The sequence below is a fragment of the Microbacterium sp. LWO12-1.2 genome (genome assembly GCF_040675875.1).
GTDB lineage: Bacteria > Actinomycetota > Actinomycetes > Actinomycetales > Microbacteriaceae > Microbacterium.
In genome coordinates this window covers 3,600,202-3,616,977 of record NZ_JBEGII010000001.1, presented here as the reverse complement: position 1 = coordinate 3,616,977, position 16,776 = coordinate 3,600,202, and the positions used below count along the sequence as shown (strand labels likewise).

The 16,776-nt window shown below is 70.0% G+C and carries 17 protein-coding genes; 10 read left to right on the top strand and 7 right to left on the bottom strand.

Annotated elements, in window-relative coordinates; translation table 11 throughout:
• Positions 1-40: 40 nt before the first annotated feature.
• A complete protein-coding gene (locus MRBLWO12_RS17315) occupies positions 41-307 on the bottom strand; it encodes a hypothetical protein (protein ID WP_363557716.1) in 267 nt (88 codons plus the stop codon).
• 245 nt (positions 308-552) lie between these two features.
• Between MRBLWO12_RS17315 and MRBLWO12_RS17310 the strand changes: the two genes are divergently transcribed.
• From MRBLWO12_RS17310 to MRBLWO12_RS17295, 4 genes are read left to right on the top strand one after another with little or no spacing between them, the layout of a single operon-like run.
• Positions 553-1,587, top strand: a complete 1,035-nt coding sequence (locus MRBLWO12_RS17310; protein ID WP_363557714.1) for an FUSC family protein — start codon at positions 553-555, stop codon at positions 1,585-1,587.
• A gap of 21 nt (positions 1,588-1,608) precedes the next feature.
• Positions 1,609-2,277 (top strand): DNA alkylation repair protein, encoded by a 669-nt coding sequence (locus MRBLWO12_RS17305; protein ID WP_363557712.1) that lies wholly within the window; start codon positions 1,609-1,611, stop codon positions 2,275-2,277.
• Between the two features lie 14 nt (positions 2,278-2,291).
• Positions 2,292-3,005, top strand: coding sequence for a purine-nucleoside phosphorylase (deoD, locus tag MRBLWO12_RS17300; RefSeq protein WP_363557710.1), 714 nt, complete (start codon positions 2,292-2,294; stop codon positions 3,003-3,005).
• A 40-nt stretch (positions 3,006-3,045) separates the two neighbouring features.
• Positions 3,046-5,613, top strand: a complete 2,568-nt coding sequence (locus MRBLWO12_RS17295) for a DEAD/DEAH box helicase (RefSeq protein WP_363557708.1) — start codon at positions 3,046-3,048, stop codon at positions 5,611-5,613.
• Positions 5,614-5,805: 192 nt separating this feature from the next.
• Here MRBLWO12_RS17295 and MRBLWO12_RS17290 read toward each other — a convergent pair whose 3' ends face one another.
• The 4 genes from MRBLWO12_RS17290 to MRBLWO12_RS17275 are packed head-to-tail and all read right to left on the bottom strand — an operon-like array spanning position 5,806 to position 9,000.
• The gene (locus MRBLWO12_RS17290) at positions 5,806-6,195 is read right to left on the bottom strand and encodes a VOC family protein (protein ID WP_363557706.1); all 390 of its coding nucleotides are present in this window, start codon (positions 6,193-6,195) and stop codon (positions 5,806-5,808) included.
• A 56-nt stretch (positions 6,196-6,251) separates the two neighbouring features.
• Positions 6,252-7,208 carry a D-alanine--D-alanine ligase family protein gene (locus tag MRBLWO12_RS17285; RefSeq protein ID WP_363557704.1) on the bottom strand — a complete coding sequence of 319 codons (957 nt, stop codon included), beginning with the start codon at positions 7,206-7,208 and terminating at the stop codon, positions 6,252-6,254.
• On the bottom strand, positions 7,205-8,335 hold the full coding sequence (alr, locus tag MRBLWO12_RS17280; RefSeq protein ID WP_363557702.1) for an alanine racemase: 1,131 nt from the start codon (positions 8,333-8,335) through the stop codon (positions 7,205-7,207). The genes MRBLWO12_RS17285 and alr overlap by 4 nt, the downstream gene beginning before the upstream one ends.
• Positions 8,332-9,000, bottom strand: a complete 669-nt coding sequence (locus MRBLWO12_RS17275; RefSeq protein ID WP_363557700.1) for a M15 family metallopeptidase — start codon at positions 8,998-9,000, stop codon at positions 8,332-8,334. Before MRBLWO12_RS17275 ends, alr begins: the two co-directional genes overlap by 4 nt.
• An 87-nt stretch (positions 9,001-9,087) precedes the next feature.
• Between MRBLWO12_RS17275 and MRBLWO12_RS17270 the strand changes: the two genes are divergently transcribed.
• Positions 9,088-9,759: a response regulator transcription factor gene (locus MRBLWO12_RS17270; RefSeq protein WP_363557698.1), complete on the top strand. Its 672-nt coding sequence runs from the start codon at positions 9,088-9,090 to the stop codon at positions 9,757-9,759.
• A 10-nt stretch (positions 9,760-9,769) separates the two neighbouring features.
• Positions 9,770-10,843, top strand: coding sequence for a sensor histidine kinase (locus MRBLWO12_RS17265; RefSeq protein ID WP_363557696.1), 1,074 nt, complete (start codon positions 9,770-9,772; stop codon positions 10,841-10,843).
• Positions 10,844-11,004: 161 nt separating this feature from the next.
• On the opposite strand, the gene MRBLWO12_RS17260 is transcribed toward MRBLWO12_RS17265, so the two are convergent.
• Entirely contained in the window at positions 11,005-11,661 is a 657-nt protein-coding gene (locus MRBLWO12_RS17260; RefSeq protein WP_363557694.1) for an FMN-dependent NADH-azoreductase, read from the bottom strand.
• Between the two features lie 77 nt (positions 11,662-11,738).
• Here MRBLWO12_RS17260 and MRBLWO12_RS17255 point away from each other — a divergent pair, with 77 nt between their 5' ends.
• From MRBLWO12_RS17255 to MRBLWO12_RS17240, 4 genes are all read left to right on the top strand, one after another.
• Positions 11,739-12,077, top strand: a complete 339-nt coding sequence (locus MRBLWO12_RS17255) for a winged helix-turn-helix transcriptional regulator (RefSeq protein WP_363557692.1) — start codon at positions 11,739-11,741, stop codon at positions 12,075-12,077.
• A complete protein-coding gene (locus tag MRBLWO12_RS17250) occupies positions 12,074-12,565 on the top strand; it encodes a hypothetical protein (protein WP_363557690.1) in 492 nt (163 codons plus the stop codon). Before MRBLWO12_RS17255 ends, MRBLWO12_RS17250 begins: the two co-directional genes overlap by 4 nt.
• Positions 12,566-12,879: 314 nt before the next feature.
• Positions 12,880-13,443, top strand: a complete 564-nt coding sequence (locus MRBLWO12_RS17245) for a hypothetical protein (protein WP_363557688.1) — start codon at positions 12,880-12,882, stop codon at positions 13,441-13,443.
• Positions 13,440-14,981 carry a polysaccharide deacetylase family protein gene (locus MRBLWO12_RS17240; protein WP_363557686.1) on the top strand — a complete coding sequence of 514 codons (1,542 nt, stop codon included), beginning with the start codon at positions 13,440-13,442 and terminating at the stop codon, positions 14,979-14,981. Before MRBLWO12_RS17245 ends, MRBLWO12_RS17240 begins: the two co-directional genes overlap by 4 nt.
• Before the next feature lie 124 nt (positions 14,982-15,105).
• Here MRBLWO12_RS17240 and MRBLWO12_RS17235 read toward each other — a convergent pair whose 3' ends face one another.
• A complete protein-coding gene (locus MRBLWO12_RS17235) occupies positions 15,106-16,626 on the bottom strand; it encodes an SDR family NAD(P)-dependent oxidoreductase (protein ID WP_363557684.1) in 1,521 nt (506 codons plus the stop codon).
• Between the last annotated feature and the right edge of the window lie 150 nt (positions 16,627-16,776).

The window sequence follows — 16,776 nt, the reverse complement described above, 5'->3', positions numbered from 1 at the left end:
AGCGCCGGCGTGCGGTGCTGCGGCGCCGAGATCGCGGCGTTCACCGCGCGGTCAGCGGCTCGCAGGGGACCGCACCGCGACGCTCGTTCGAGAGGCCGGCCGAGGCCCGCACGGGCACGCCGGCCTCCGCGGTCGTCGCGCCTGCGCGTCCGAACATCCGGCGCAGCATCCGGCGCAACGGTCCGACCTGACGCGGCACGATCTGATCGGCGCGCTCGATCAGCATCCGACGGCGTTCGACGGCGCGTTCCAGCTGTTCCCGCTCGAACTCGGTGACCTGATAGCTGAGATAAGGGTGCTCGTACATGGCTTCTCCTGACGGTGTGCGATATCCCTACACTCCGCTCTGAGGCACCCCGCCCACATCCGACGGATTCCCTATCTTTCGACTGCGACCGCCCCCGCGCCTAGGGCGACCCGTTTTGTCGCGCCACTTGCACGACTGCGCGCCACCTGCACGACGAGTGCCGCACATCCGTCGTGCATCCGGCACTTCATCGTGCAAGTGACCCCGCGAACCCACGCCAGGTGCATCCGACTACCGTGGAGAGCATGCGCATCCCCGCCGCGATCGGCGCCTCCCAGCGCTCCCCGTTGCTGCAGGTCGTGAAGTCGGCCGCAGCGACGATCTCGGCGTGGTTGATCGCCGGATGGGTGTTCCCCGCGCAGCTGCCGGTCTTCGCCGCGATCGCCGCGCTGCTGGTCGTGCAGCCCAGCGTGAACCAGTCCCTCTCGAAGGCGCTCGAGCGCAGCATCGGCGTGATCGCCGGCGTCGTGATCGCGGTCGCCCTCGGCCTGCTCCTCGGGTCGCCGAGCTGGATCGTGTTGCTCGCGATCGTGGTCGCCATGCTCGTCGCGTGGGTGTTCCGGGCCTCACCGGGCACCGGCAACCAGGTCGCGATCTCGGCGATGCTCGTCCTCGCCCTCGGGTCGTCCAGCGCCGAGTACGCATTCGCCCGCATCGTCGAGACGCTGATCGGCGTCGTGATCGGCATCGTCGTGAACGCGGCCATCGTGCCGCCCGTGCTCGTCGCGCCGGCACGCCGCGACCTCGGACTGCTGGGCGGCGAACTGGCGGCCTGTCTGGATCGTCTGGCCGACGCGCTGCCTTCCCCGCAGACCCCGGCCAGGATGCAGGAGCTGATGCTGGAAGCACGGCTGTTGCGGCCGATGAAGGATGCAGCCGAAGCCTCGATCGCGGCCGGCGAGGAGTCGCTCACGCTGAATCCGCGGCGCTCCACTCACCGTGCCGACCTACGGGAGATGCGGGAACTGCTGGAGCGGCTGTCGCCCATCGTCACGCAGGTGATCGGGATGACGCGTGCGTACTTCGACCACTACGACGACTCGATCGGCGAGGAACCCGCCGTCGCCGCGATCGCCGAGCAGCTGCGCAGGGCCGGGCATGATGTGCGCCTCGCGGTGCAGATCGCCGACGTCGCCCAGGAACCGGAGGCGCTGACCTCCGCCATCCCCGCGTTGACGGCTCCCCTCGTCATCCGTCCGCCGTCGTCGCAGCACTGGATCCTGATCGGGTCGATGATGGAGGACCTGCGGCGCATCCGCGATCAGCTGGTCGAGGACTGACGCCCGGCCTACCCTGGACCCATGCCCGACATGACGCTGGCCGAGGCGCTCGGCGAACTCGCCGCCCTCGAGGATCCGAAGATGCGCGCCGCGAACGAGAAGCGCGGCGACGACCACGGGATGAACCTCAGCCGCCTGCGCACGCTGGCGAAGCGCATCAAGACCGACCAGCCGCTCGCGAAGGAGCTGTGGGAGACGGGCGAGACGCCGGCGCGGCTGCTCGCGCTGCTCATCTGCACGCCGCGCGCGTTCACGCCGGACGAGCTCGACGCGATGCTGCGCGAGACGCATCCGCCGAAGGTCAACGACTGGTTCGTGAACTACGTCGCGAAGAAGACGCCACTCGCCGAGGAGATGCGGGGGCGCTGGTTCGACGACGCCGACCCGACGGTCGCCGCCGCGGCCTGGTCGCTCACCTCCGTGCGGGTCGTGAAGCAGCCGGACGGACTCGACCTCGCGCACCTTCTCGACCTGATCGAACGTGACATGAAGGATGCTCCGAAGCGGCTGCAGTGGTCGATGAACGAGACCCTCGCGCAGATCGGCATCCATCATCCGGTGCTGCGGGCGCGGGCACTGGCGATCGGCGAGAACCTGCAGGTGCTGGCCGACTACCCGACCGCCCCGGGGTGCACCTCTCCGTTCGCCCCGCTGTGGATCGGCGAGATGGTGCGACGCAACGAGGGCTGACCTACGCTGAGTCGATGAGCACGCACATCGCCGCAGAGCCCGGTCAGATCGCCCCCATCGTCCTGTTCCCCGGCGACCCGCTGCGGGCGAAGTGGATCGCCGGGACGTTCCTCGACGACGCCGAGCTCTACTCGGAGACCCGCGGGATGCTGGGCTACACCGGCACCTGGGAAGGCCACCGCGTCTCAGTGCAGGGCTCGGGCATGGGCCAGCCGTCGATGGCGATCTACGCCACCGAGCTGTTCACGTCGTACGACGTGCAGACCATTGTGCGTGTGGGGTCGTGCGGGGCGTTGACCGAGAAGCTGAAGGTGCGCGACATCATCATCGCCAACGGTGCCTGCACGGACTCCGGCATCAACCGGGTGCGCTTCCACGGACTCGACTATGCGCCGGTCGCGGACTTCTCGCTGCTGCGCGCCGCGGTCGAGGCGAGCGAGCGCGAGCCGCTGGACTCCGCCGTGCACGTGGGCCTGCTGCTGTCGAGCGACCAGTTCTACAGTACGCGCCCCGAGCTCACCGCGCCGTTCGTGCAGCACGGCGCGCTCGGCGTCGAGATGGAGACCAGCGGGCTGTACACGCTCGCCGCGTTCCACGGCCGTCGGGCTCTGAGCATCTGCACGGTGTCCGATCACATCGTCACCGGCGAGGAGACCACGGCGCAGGAGCGCGAGCAGACCTTCGGCGACATGATCCGCATCGCCCTGCAGGCGGCGACCGCGGTCTGAGGGCGGTTCATCCAGGCCGGGGTGGGATGATCGGAGGACCATGCCTTCCCTCCTCGACGCCGCCCCTCCCGCCGGAGCCGATGCGGACACCGTCTATCTGGCGTTCGTCGAGTGGGCGGAGTCCACCGGGATCAGCCTGTATCCCGCGCAGGACGAGGCGGTCATCGAGATCGTCTCGGGCAAGAACCTGATCCTGTCGACCCCGACAGGGACCGGCAAGTCGCTCGTCGCGATCGCCGCACACTTCTCCGCACTGAATGCCGGCGCCCGCAGCTACTACACCGCACCGATCAAGGCGCTGGTGAGCGAGAAGTTCTTCGCTCTCGTCGACGTCTTCGGTGCCGAGAACGTCGGCATGATCACCGGCGACTCCTCGGTCAACGCGGATGCGCCGATCATCTGCTGCACGGCCGAGATCCTCGCGAACCTCGCGCTGCGCCAGGGCACGGACCTGCCGGTGGGCCAGGTCGTGATGGACGAGTTCCACTTCTACGCCGACCCCGACCGCGGGTGGGCGTGGCAGGTGCCGCTGCTGGAGCTGCCGCAGGCGCAGTTCATCCTGATGTCGGCGACGCTCGGAGACGTGACCGAGCTCGCTGCGGACCTCTCACGCCGCACGGGCAGGGAGACCGCCTCGGTGACCGGCGTCGAGCGCCCGGTGCCACTGCACTTCTTCTACGAGCAGACGCCGATCCACGAGACCATCGATGACCTGCTGAGCACCGGACAGGCGCCGATCTACATCGTGCACTTCTCGCAGGCCGCCGCGATGGAGCGGGCGCAGGCCCTGTCGAGCACCAAGGTCGCCACCCGAGAGCAGCGCGACCAGATCGCCGAGCTGATCGGCGGGTTCCGCTTCACCACCGCGTTCGGCAAGACGCTCTCGCGCTTCCTGCGCGCGGGCATCGGCGTGCATCACGCGGGGATGCTGCCGAAGTACCGGCGGCTGGTGGAACAGCTCGCCCAGCGCGGACTGCTGCGCGTGATCTGCGGCACCGACACGCTCGGCGTCGGCATCAACGTGCCCATCCGCACCGTGCTGCTCACCGCGCTCACGAAGTTCGACGGCACCCGCATGCGGCAGCTCAACGCCCGTGAGTTCCACCAGATCGCCGGACGTGCAGGCCGGGCCGGCTACGACACCGCCGGCACCGTGGTCGCCCAAGCCCCCGAGCATGAGACCGAGAACGTCGCCGCCGTCAAGAAGGCCGGCGACGATCCCAAGAAGAAGAAGAAGATCGTCCGGAAGAAGGCGCCGGACGGTTTCGTGTCGTGGGGCGAGCCGTCGTTCCGGAAGCTCATCGATGCGGTGCCCGAGACCCTGACCTCGCACATGCAGATCACGAGCGCCATGATGCTCAACGTGATCGGCCGCGGGGGCGACGTGTTCGGCAATATGCGCGCACTGGTATACGACAACCACGAGCCGCGGAAGCGTCAGCGCGAGCTCGCGATCCGAGCCCTCGGCATCTACCGCACGCTGCGCGAATCGGGGATCGTCGAGCGCACGGCCGACGGCGAGATCCGGCTCACGGTCGACCTGCAGCCGAACTTCGCCCTCAATCAGCCGCTGTCGCCGTTCGCCCTCGCCGCGTTCGAGCTGCTGGATCCGGACGCTTCGACAGGCTCAGCGACCCAGATGGGCTCAGCGACCCAGACAGGCTCAGCGACCCAGACGGGTTCGGGTACCCAGCAGTATCAGCTCGACATGATCTCGATCGTCGAGTCGACCCTCGACGACCCTCGGGCCATCCTCGGGCAGCAGGAGTTCCTCGCCCGCGGCGAGGCGATCGGCGCGATGAAGGCCGAGGGCATCGAGTACGACGAACGCATGGAGCTGGTCGAGCAGGTCACCTACCCGAGGCCGCTGGACGAGCTGCTGAGCGCCGCGTTCGAGACCTTCAGCGCCGCGCAGCCGTGGATCCGCGACTTCGAGCTGCATCCGAAGTCGGTGGTGCGCGACATGTACGAACGCGCCATGTCGTTCGGGGAATATGTCGCGTACTACAAGATCGCCCGCTCCGAAGGGGTGGTGCTTCGGTACCTCTCCGATGCCTATCGCGCGGCCTCGCAGACGATCCCCGAGGAGCTGAAGGACGAAGACCTCCGTGACCTGATCGAGTGGCTGGGAGAGCTGGTGCGCCAGGTCGACTCGAGCCTGCTCGACGAGTGGGAAGAGCTGGTCAGCGGCGTCATCCCGGCGCACGGCGGCGACGAGCCGATCGTGCCGCCTGCACCGAAGCGCCTCACGAGCAACGTGCGCGCGTTTCGCATCCTGGTGCGCAACGAGCTGTTCCGCCGCGTGCAGCTCGCCGCACGCGAGAACGTGGATGCCCTCGCCGAGCTCGACCCTGCGTTCGGTGCGGATGCCTGGTCGGACGCACTCGACGGCTACTTCGCCGACCACGACGAGATCCTCACGGGCGCGGATGCCCGCAGCTCGAAGCTGCTGCTGCTCACCGAGGGCGCCGAGACGTGGACGGTCCGTCAGATCCTCGACGACCCCGCCGGAGACCACGACTGGGGCATCTCCGCGACGATCGATCTCGCCGCCTCCGATGCGGAAGGCGCCGCGGTGGTCACGGTCACCGCGGTCGATCGGCTCTGAGCGCGACATGGCTGCGGTGCGACTGATGATCCAGGGTGGGCCGTTCGACGGCGGTGCCGTGGAAGTGCCCCGCCGCACCCCGCCCGGCCTGCTCCTCAGCCTCACCAGCGACGACGTCACGGCGAGCTACCGGATCACCGGCACCCCGAGCGGCGTCTGCGTGGTGCTGTTCGAGGAGCCCTCCGCGCAGGATCAGGCCTGCAGCACGGCCAGCACGTTGCCCGCCGGATCGCGGAACCACGCGATGTCCGGTCCCCGCCCGTCGCCGCGGACGATGCCGTGGTCGTCGGACGGGAACTCGGCGTCGCTGTAGATCTTGGTCGCGACTCCACGGCCGATGAGCTCGTCGACGGCCGCGTCGATGTCGGAGACCGGGAAGTTCAGGATCGTGAAGCTCGCCGGCTCGTGATTCGGCTTCGCGTAGATGAGGATCGATCCGCCGTTCGGCAGGCGCAGATCGAGGAACCCCATGGCATTGCGCTGAACGTCGAGCCCGAGAGTGGAGCCGTAGAACGCCTCCGCCGCATCGATGTCATCGACGCTGAACCCGCTGAACGCGCCTTCCGCAGTGAACGCTGTCATGCGTCCAGCATCCGCTTTCCCTGCACGAATGTCGAGGGCCCGTCCTCCCTCCGCAATCATCCGGCCACAGCGGCCCGCACCATCCTCGCCACCAGGTCGACGTAGCTGACGCCCGCGGCGGCGAACATGCGGGGCACCTGCGAGGCCGCGGTCAGGCCCGGCATCGTGTTGACCTCGTTCAGCACCGGCCCCTCGTCGGTGAGGAAGAAGTCCATCCGGGCCACACCCGCGCAGCCGAGCGCGTCGAACACGGCGATGGCCGCCCGCTTCAACGCCGCGGTCTCGGCCGCGTCGAGGGCTGCCGGCACCTCGAAGCGCGCGCTCCCGTCGTACTTCGTGGCGGTGTCGAACAGCCCCGTCGCATGGATCTCGAGCGGCGGCGCCGCCCAGCGCACACCGCCGGCCTCCCGCAGCACCGCCACATCGATCTCCCGCCCCCGCACGACCTCCTCCACCAGGATCCGTGTGTCGAACCGCGCCGCCTCCCGCAGCGCGCCGAGCAGCTGATCCTCCTCCGTGACCAGCCCCACCCCGTAGCTGGACCCCGCCGACACCGGCTTCACGACCACCGGCCCGTCGAACTCGACATCGCCGATGTCGACCGCGGCGACCAGCCGTCCGCGAGCCGTGCGCAGACCCACGGCATCGGCCACCAGCTTGGTCGCCCACTTGTCCATGCCGATCGCTCCCGCGCGCAGCTCGGATCCGACCACCCGCGCCCCCGCGAGCGCGCAGACGGCCGCCAGGGCGCCATCCTCACCGAGCGCTCCATGCACCGCAGGGAATACGACATCGGCGCGGCCCAGCAGCGGCACGGCGAGAGCCAGCGACTCTGCGGCAGAGACACCGGTCGGGATGCCGTCCGCCCGCCAGATGCCCTCACGATCGATCGTCACGGTGGTGACCGCATGATCGCCCATCCGCAGGGCGGCTGTCACCGCAGCCGCCGATGCCAGCGACACGTCATGCTCGGCGTTCTGTCCGCCACCGATGACCAGCACGTTCGTCGTCATGCGATGCTCCTCTGCACGCGGGGGCCGATTCCTGTCACGATCGTGTGCGGGATGGTCTCCGCCCACCGCGCCCAGTCCTGCACCGACGGCACGGCGCCACCCTCCGGTCCGAACAGCGTCACCGCGGTACCCCGCGGGAACGACACCTCCCCCGTGTCGATCACGATCTGATCCATCGAGACCCTTCCCACGATCGGATGCCGCCTCCCTCCGATCTCCACGCCCGCCTCCGCACTCAACTGCCGGGGGATGCCGTCGGCATAGCCAACGCCGACCACGCTGAGGTGCGTCGCCCTCGGCATGACGCGGGTCCCCCCGTACCCGACGGCGGTGCCTGCCGGCACCCGTGCACTGTGCACGACGGATGCCGTGAACCGCGAGGCCCCGGCCAGAGCCACCGTCTCGGACGGATCGATCCCGACAAGGCCAGCGCCGATGCGCACCATCCCGAAGTGCGTGCGAGGATCGGTCAACGCGCCGGCCGTCGCGGCGAGGTGCACCAGGAGCGGACCGAAGCCGGCCCGGAGCACGGCGTCCCGCCCCTGGCGCATCCGCAGCACGGCGGCGGCGTTCGCGGCAGGATCGGCCTCGTCGGCCCGCGGCAGATGCCCCATCACCCCCACGACCTCGATACGCCCGCTCGTGACACCTCGTCGCGCGATGCGCAGCAGCTCTGCCCAGTCCTCGACCGCGCACCCGCCGCGTGCCATGCCTGTGTCGAGATGCAGGTGCACGCGCACCGGGTTCTCGGCGTCCGCCACCAGTTGGCGCAGCTCCTCGACCGAGCCCACCGCGATGTCGATGCGCTGGTCGGCGGCGAGGAGGGCATCCGCACCGGCGGGGTTCAACCACGACAGGATCGGCACCGTGAGCCCTGCCTCGCGCAGCGCCACGGCCTCTGCCACATCGGTCACCCCCAGCCAGTCAGCGCCGGCATCGACAGCGGCCCGCGCGACGGCGAGCGCTCCGTGGCCGTAGCCGTCGGCCTTCACGACCGCCATGACGATCGACACGGTCGCGGCGCGCACCTGCCGCACGTTCGCGGCGACCGCATCGGGAATCGTCTGCAGAGTCGGCGCCGACAGGGCGGACAGGAGGGTCCGCTCGGGCGTGAGCACGGCGGTCATCGCTGCATCCTCGGGTCTTCGGTGGGATCGTTGTACATCTGCGGGCACCCCTGCGAGACCGCGTCGGGGCGCAGCTCGTAGTGCCACGATTCGTTGGCGTAGATCTGGCACAGGCCGTAGCCGGCGCCGTGCTGAGCGAGCCAGTCCAGGGTGGGCAGCGGGCCGATGTCGACCGCATCGCCCGACACGTGCGCCGAGGTGGCCGACGAGGCGACCCAGCGCGCGGCCTCGGCCTCGGAGCCGTAGTGTGCGATCGCGTCCTGCAGCATCCGGTCCTGCAGCACGGGCGAGCGCCATCCGCTGTTGACGAGGAAGGTCACCCCGGCGTCGGCAGCGTCCGTCGCGGCGCGCTGCAGTGCTGCGAGCAGTTCCGGGTCGAGCTTCGAGACCGCGACCCTGTCCACGTCGAACACGGTCGGCTGGTCGCCGTCGCGGATCACGCCGTCGACCTCGCTCGGCGCGACGACGGAACCGTTGATCTCCCCGCTCGGCATCTCTTCCCCGGTCGCGGTGGACTGCCCGGGAGGTGCCGCAGCGGATGCCGCCGCGAGGGACTGCTGCACGGCGAACGCGACGATGACCGCGGCGATGACGCCGACGACCGCGAGGGCGATCCGGCGACGTCGCCGCACACGGGGTGGGAGAGAGACGGTGGTGCTGTTCATGCGTCCAGCCAAGACAACGCGCTGTTGTCGGGGCGTATGCGGTTCTTCATATGCTCCCGATATGCGGCGGTGCGTAGGATCTCAGCCATGCGTGTGCTGATCGTCGAGGACGAGCCCTACCTCGCCGAGGCCGTCCGTGACGGGTTGCGGCTGGAGGCGATCGCCGCCGACATCGCCGGCGACGGCGACACCGCGCTCGAGCTGCTGAGCATCAACTCCTACGACCTCGCCGTGCTCGACCGCGACATCCCCGGCCCGAACGGCGACGAGATCGCACGATGGATCGTGGCATCCGGCAGCGGCATCCCGATCCTGATGCTCACGGCCGCCGACCGCCTCGATGACAAGGCGTCCGGCTTCGAGCTCGGCGCCGACGACTACCTCACCAAACCCTTCGAACTGCGGGAGCTCGTGCTGCGACTGCGCGCGCTGGATCGGCGCCGTCAGCGCGTGCGTCCGCCCGTGCTCGAGGTCGCGGGCCTGCGGCTTGACCCGTTCCGGCGCGAGGTGTTCCGCGACGGACGCTACGTCGCACTGACCCGCAAGCAGTTCGCGGTACTGGAGGTGCTGATCGATGCCGACGGCGGGGTGGTGAGCGCGGAGCAGCTGCTGGAGCGGGCCTGGGATGAGAACGCCGACCCGTTCACGAACGCGGTGCGCATCACGGTGTCGTCGCTGCGCAAGCGTCTCGGCGAACCCTGGCTCATCCTCACCGTGCCGGGTGTCGGGTACCGGATCGGGACGGATGCCGATGCGTAGGCGTCGCGGCATGAGCGCCCGGCTCAAGCTCACCCTCAGCTATGCGGGCATCGTGGTGGTGTCGGGAGGGCTGCTCCTCGCGGCTGTGGCCGCCTACCTGCTGCGGTACGTGCCGGATGTGCAGATCCCCGTCACGGAGTTCTTCGTGCCGAACCGCTCCGACCTGATCCGGGCGTTCCTCCCGGTCGCCATCGTCGTGATGATCGTGCTGCTGGTGTTCGGGCTCGCCAGCGGATGGCTGCTGGCCGGACGCATGCTCGCGCCGCTCGACCGCATCAGCCACGCCGCGCAGCTCGCCGCTCAGGGGTCGCTGTCGCACCGCGTGGCGCTGGAGGGGCCGCGTGACGAGTTCCGCGACCTCGCCGACGTGTTCGACTCCATGCTCGACCGGCTCGAGGCTCATGTGGCCGAGCAGCAGCGGTTCGCCGCGAACGCTTCCCACGAGCTGCGCACCCCCCTGGCCATCTCGCAGACACTGCTCGAGGTCGCCCGCACCGATCCCGACCGCGACGTCGATGCGCTGATCGCGCGTCTGCAGGAGGTCAACACCCGCGCCATCGACCTGACCGAGGCCCTGCTGCTGCTCAGCCGCGCGGACCGGCGGGCCTTCACCCGCGAGCTCCTCGACCTCTCGCTGCTCGCGGAAGAGGCGGTGGAACAGCTGCTGCCGCTCGCCGACCGCCGAGGCATCACGATCGAGGTCGGCGGCGACCCGGCGATGGTGCGCGGGTCGTCCGCGCTGCTGCAGCAGCTCGCCATGAACCTCGTGCACAACGCACTCGTGCACAACCTGTCGTTCGGCGGACGGGTCGCGGTGCGCACACACGCCCTGCCGCACGCCGTCGCGCTCGTGATCGAGAACACGGGAGAGCCGATCACGGCGCACCGGGTGGCGACGCTCGTCGAGCCTTTCCAGCGCGGCGCCGAGCGCACCCGCAGCGAGGATCACGTCGGCGTCGGCCTCGGCCTCGCGATCGCCCAGCGCATCACCGAGGCGCACGACGGCACGCTCGTGCTCACTCCCCGCGCCGAGGGTGGGCTGATCGCGACGGTGTGGCTGCCGCGTCCGTATCCGATGCCCTGACGACTCTCCCTTCTTCCTTCAGCATCCGCATCCGCGCTCCGGCGCGTGCGTCGGCCCGCGCTCCGGTACGGATGCACGCCGCGGGAACGCATGCACGACGGTGCAGACGATGTGGTCGTGCATCCGTTCCCCGGTCGTGCATCCGTCCCGCGGCGGATGCGTCAGGCGACCTGGTCTCCCCGGAGGGCGGCGAGCTCGCGGCCGTAGGTGCGGGCGTCGCTCTCGGCGTTCTCCTTGAGCTCACGGGCCGTGTCGGTGAACGCATCGAGCGCAGGGTTGACGCCGACCAGCGTGAACGGACGCTGCACCACGCGCAGGTCGAGACCCCAGACGTCTTCCAGCACGCGGCGCAGCCATCCGGTCGAGTGGTCCCAGCCCTCCTTCGGGGTACCGGGGGCGTAGTTGCCGCCGAGCACCGTGACCAGGGTCGCGGGCTTGCCCTGCAGTGCCGTGCCGGTCGGGCTGATGCGCTCGTCGGTGTAGGCCAGGTCGAACCAGGTCTTGAAGTGCTGCGAGACACCGTAGTTGTACAGCGGCACCGCGAACAGCAGCGCGTCGGCATCGATCAGCTCATCGGCGAACTGCGTCGCCAGTGCGCGCGCCTGGTTCTGCGCCTCGGTGCGCTGCGCCGCCTCGACGAAACCGGAGGTGACGGCATCCGTCCACGCCGTCGCAGGCACAGGGTCCGCTGCGACATCGCGTCGCGTCACCGTGGAGTCCGGGTGGGAGGCCGACCACTCGGCTTCGACGAGGTCGGCGAGCGCGCGGCTGGCTGACGACGCGGGAAGGATGCTGGCATCCAGGCGGAACAGGGACATGAGGCTGCCTTTCGTTTTCATAGTCACTATGTTTTTATGAGCGACAGCGGTTAACGTAGCACAGGTAGGATGGTGGCATGGCGGAAGCCGAGGCAGAGATCCACCAGTGCGACGCCGCGGTCACACTGGCATTCAGCGTGCTCGGCAAGCGCTGGAACGGCATGATCGTGTCGTCGCTCGGCGGCGGACCGTCGACCTTCGTCGCCCTGCGCCGCGCGGTGGCCGGCATCAGCGACACCGTGCTGTCGGACCGGCTCGCAGAACTGGCGCAGGCCGGACTCGTCGCCCGTACCGTCGACGCCGGCCCACCCGTGACCGTCTCCTATGCGCTCACCGCGAGCGGGCAAGGACTGCTGCCGATCCTCGACCAGCTCGGCGCCTGGGCATCCCTGAACCTCGAGCGGCGCACTCGATGAGCGAGCTGCGACCCCGCCGCGCCTGGTCGGTCCTGCTCCTGCTCGGCATCCTCGCGCTGGCCACTGCTGCCTTCCTGGCCTTCAGTCCCGGTTTCCGCCTCGCACCGCCGACGCCGTTCGGCGAGACGATGGAGGTCGAACTGGCCGCCGGCACCCATGCGATCTACGTCACACCCTCGAACCAGTGGGGCGCCATCGACTGCACCGGCACAGTGCCCGACGGTGGCGAAGTTCAGCTCCGACCCGACATGATGCAGCAGGGCCTGCTGGTGCCCGAGGCCTGGGATACTCAGGGCAGCTTCGTCACCGGCTCCGAGGGCATCACCGCGCTCACGTGCGACGGTCCTGTCGACGGCGGCCGATTCACGGTCGGCCCCATCCAGTCGTTCTTCGACATCGCCGGCGCCGTGACCGTCGGCGTGCTCGCCCTCGTGCTGCTGATCCTCGGTGTGATCCTGCGGGCCGCCCGGCCGCGACCCCGCGCCTGACAGGTCAGTCCCCTCTGCTGATCGCCAGCCCTCGGCTGCCTGCGCTGCGGCGCCGCCCGCCACCGCCGACGCCACCTGCAGGAGGATCCGCGACCTGCAGGACGGATCGCCGCCACATCCTCCTGCGTCCAGCAGATCATCCTGCAATCGGCGGCGCCCTCCCGCACGCCCGCCCTCCCGCACGCCCCCGTCTGCCCGAGGCTCCTCGTGTCATCGGGCTGCTCGCGACACCCCGAGGTAGGCTCCCCGTAGGTCGGGGGGCCTGCGTCTGCGTGGCCGATCGGCACCCTCCTCGCAGAAAGGCTCCGCACGACATGACCGGCCCTCTCCCGGCCGACGCGGCGACGCTCCCGCGGCCGCGGCCGCACCGGCGGCGCCTGCTTCCGATCGTCGTGATCACCGTGCTGGTCGCGCTCGGGCTGCTCGCGGCGCTGGTCGCCCCGGTCATCGTGCGCGGCCTCACGGCGACGGTCTCTCCACAGGAGCGCACCATCGTGCTGGAGAACGAGACGGGGCGGGCCTCGATCGTGCTGCCAGGCGGATGGTCATGGCGCACGCCCTTCGGCGACGAATCCCGGGGAGTCGCCGGCAGCCCCGACCGCGCGATGACCGTCGAGTTCTCGCTCCTCTCGGGGTCGGACACCTCGGCCGCCCTCGATCAGGTCGCGCCCGGTCCGCTCGGCCCCACGAGCGAGGAGATCCTGTCCGAACGGGCCACGGGGGTCGGCGAGGTCCTGCACGCGCGAGTCCGGGACCAGGACACCGTCGTCGGCGCCATCACCGAGGGTCCGGTCATCCTCACCTTCGTCTCCACTCCGTCGCCCGCCTACGACGCCGAGCTCGCCGACCTCCTCACCACGATCGAGGTCGGGCGATGAGGATGCCGGGCAGGTCGCGATCCGCCCGTCTGCTCGCCGCGACCGTCGGCGCCGCCCTCCTCCTCACGGGGTGCGCGCCGGAGCCGGTCGCCGGGTGGGAGCCGCGCCAGTGGACGGTCGACGGCATGATCACCGAGGCTCCCGCGCCCTCGGAACCCGGCCGGGCGTCGACGACGGACATGCGGCTGCGCAACGACGACGTCGGGATCGACGCCCGCTGGGCCACTCTCCCTGGGGCCCCCTCGTTCAACGCCGCGGTCGAAGCGGTGGTGCGCGAAGCGGTACAGGCGCGGAGTCAGATCAGCGGCCGCTCCTATCGTCCGATGGTGCACCCGAGCGGTGCCGGGCTCGGCGAGCGCGGCTGCACCCCCGAAGCGACTGCCGCATCGGCATCCGACCTCCTCGGCGACCGCGAGGGGACCGTGATCGTCTGCGAGATCGTGCTGGCCCGCGGATCACTCCTCGGCGAACGCCTGCGCATCGTCTCCACGGCGGGCAGCGCAGAGCCCTCCGACACTTCGACGGTCATCTACACCGATGTCTCGACCGATGAGGTCGTGACCGAGGCGGACCTCTTCACCGACGCGGGGGCCCTGTGGCCCTCGTACATCGACACCCTGCGCCGTGACGCCGGCAGCCTCAGCCTGTCGCCCGTCGCCGCTCCCACCGATGCGCAGCTCGCGATCTTCCGCGATGCCCTGCTGCGCAGTCATCTGACCGATGACGAGGTCGTGATCCCGGTGCCAGCCGCGCTGACGGCGCGCGAGCTCGACGGGCTGGCCGGATGGCGGGAACGCTCGCGCGAGCATCCGCCGTCCGTCGCGTTGCACGCGTCCGTCGCGCTGCGCGCTCTCACGCCCTTCGCACAGGCGCTCATCCGGGCCGAGGGGGATTTCACCGGCCCGCCGTCCGCTGGCGCGGGTTTCGTGCCCACACCGTGCGATCTGGTTCCGTGCATGGCGCTCACGCTCGACGACGGACCATCGGACCTGACCCCGCAGTTCCTCGACGTGCTGCGCGACGAGCAGTCCGCGGCCACCTTCTTCATGCTCGGCCAGAATGCCCGATCGCATCCGGACACCGTCCGTCGGGTCGCGGCCGAGGGGCACCAGATCGGCAATCACACCTGGAGCCATGCCTACCTCACCGACCTGACGGAAGAGCAGGTCGCGGACGAGCTCGGCCGCACCGCCACGCTGCTGCGGGAACTGTCCGGACAGCCGGTGGCCACGTTCCGACCACCGGGTGGCTTCATCGACGAAGACGTCGTGGCGATCGCGGGCGAACCGGCGATCCTGTGGAGCGTGGACACGCGCGACTGGGAGAAGCCCGCCGACGATGATCTCGCCCGCTACGCGATCGACGCCCCCGCGGTGTCGACCATCATGCTCATGCACGACATCCAGGCCGGGTCCGCACGCGTGTTCGACCGGGTCGTGAGCGGTCTGCGCGACCGCGGATTCTCGCTCGTCACACTCGACGCCCTGTTCGGCGGCAGCGTGCCGAGCGGCATCGTCCGGCACGGCCCGCTCATCTGACGGGTCTCACCCCGGTACGGATGCACGATTCTGGAACGGATGCACGCCGGAACAGGCGACTCGGTCGTGCATCCGTGACTCGGTCGTGCATCCGCACCCCGGTCGGGAGCAGCCCGCACGGGTGTCACCAGGGGCTGGGCTCGTAGTCCTTGAGGAAGACGCCGTGGATGTCGTCGCCGGCCTCGCCGCGCACGATCGGGTCGTACACACGGGCCGCACCGTCGACGAGGTCGAGCGGGGCGTGGAAGCCCTCTTCGGCCAGGCGCACCTTCGTGTAGTGCGGGCGCTCATCGGTGATCCAGCCGGTGTCGACGGCGGTCATCAGGATGCCGTCCTTCTCGAGCATCTCGCCGGCGCTGGTGCGCGTGAGCATGTTCAGCGCGGCCTTCGCCATATTGGTGTGCGGGTGACCTGGACCCTTGTAGCGGCGGGAGAACTGTCCCTCCATGGCCGACACGTTCACCACGTACTTGCGGTGCGCCGATGATGCCGCCATCGACGCGCGCAGCCGGCTGATCAGCAGGAACGGTGCGGTGGTGTTCGCGAGCTGCACCTCGAGCATCTCGAGCGGGTCGACCTGATCGATCGACTGCACCCAGCTGTTGACGCGGTTGACGTCGGGCACGAGTCCCCCGGCATCGATCGCGGTGCCGTCGGCGTGCTTCTCGAGCGAGGAGGATCCGGGGGCCATCGCGAGCCGCGCGAGGTCCTCGGCCGTGAGCGCCTGGCCGCCCTGCTCGGCCACCGTGCCCCCGAGCGCGGCGACCGAGAGCAGCGGGTGCGCGTCGACCGAGGCCTGCAGTGCCTGCGGGTGCGGGTCGGCGGTGTGGCCGAAGGTCTCCATCTCGGGCAGCGGTCCGTCGGGCAGCGGCTGCAGCTCGGCATCCGCCAGCAGTGAGTACGCACCGGGCGAGCGGCGAACGGTCTGCGCCGCGTTGTTGATGAGGATGTCGAGGGGCCCCTGCGCCGCGACCGAGTCGGTGAGACCGATCACCTGGGCAGGGTCACGCAGGTCGATACCGACCACCCGCAGCCGGTGCAGCCAGTCCGCCGAGTCGGGGAGTGCAGAGAACCGGCGCACGGCATCACGGGGGAACCGCGTGGTGATGGTCGTGTGCGCGCCGTCGCGCAGCAGCCGCAGGGCGATGTGCATGCCGATCTTGGCGCGGCCGCCCGTGAGCAGCGCACGCTTGCCGGTGAGGTCGGTGCGGGCGTTACGCTTGCCGTGGCTGAAGCGGGCGCAGTCCGGGCAGAGCTGGTGGTAGAACGCGTCGACCTGCGTGTACGGCTGCTTGCAGATGTAGCAGTTGCGCGGCTTGATGAGCTCGCCCGCGATCGGGGCGTCGACGACGCTCGTCGCGAGATCGTTGCCGCGGGTCTCGTCGTCGATGCGGTCGGGGGCACCGGTGGCGGTGCGGGCGACCACGGCCTTGTCGGCGTCGGCGATCGCGTCGCGGATCTCCTTGCGGCGCACGCGCTTGACGGCCTTGAACATGGCGGCGGTCGCGTGGCGCACGGCCACGAAGTCGGGGTGCTCGTTGTCGATCTTGTGCAGCTCGGAGAGCACGCGCAGGGTCGTGGCGAGATCGTCGGGGTCGATGCCGGCGCCCAGGGGCTCTTCGGAGGGCAGGGGCACGTCGGTCATTGTCCTGATTTTACGCGAGTCCACGGCATCCGTTCCTGAGAGACCCCGCGCGCACACGGCGACGAGTGCACGGGCTGCTGCCGAGTGCACGGCATCCGTGCGCGGGAAGGTCGTGCACTCGACGAGTTCCCGTGCACTCGGGCCCGGCGC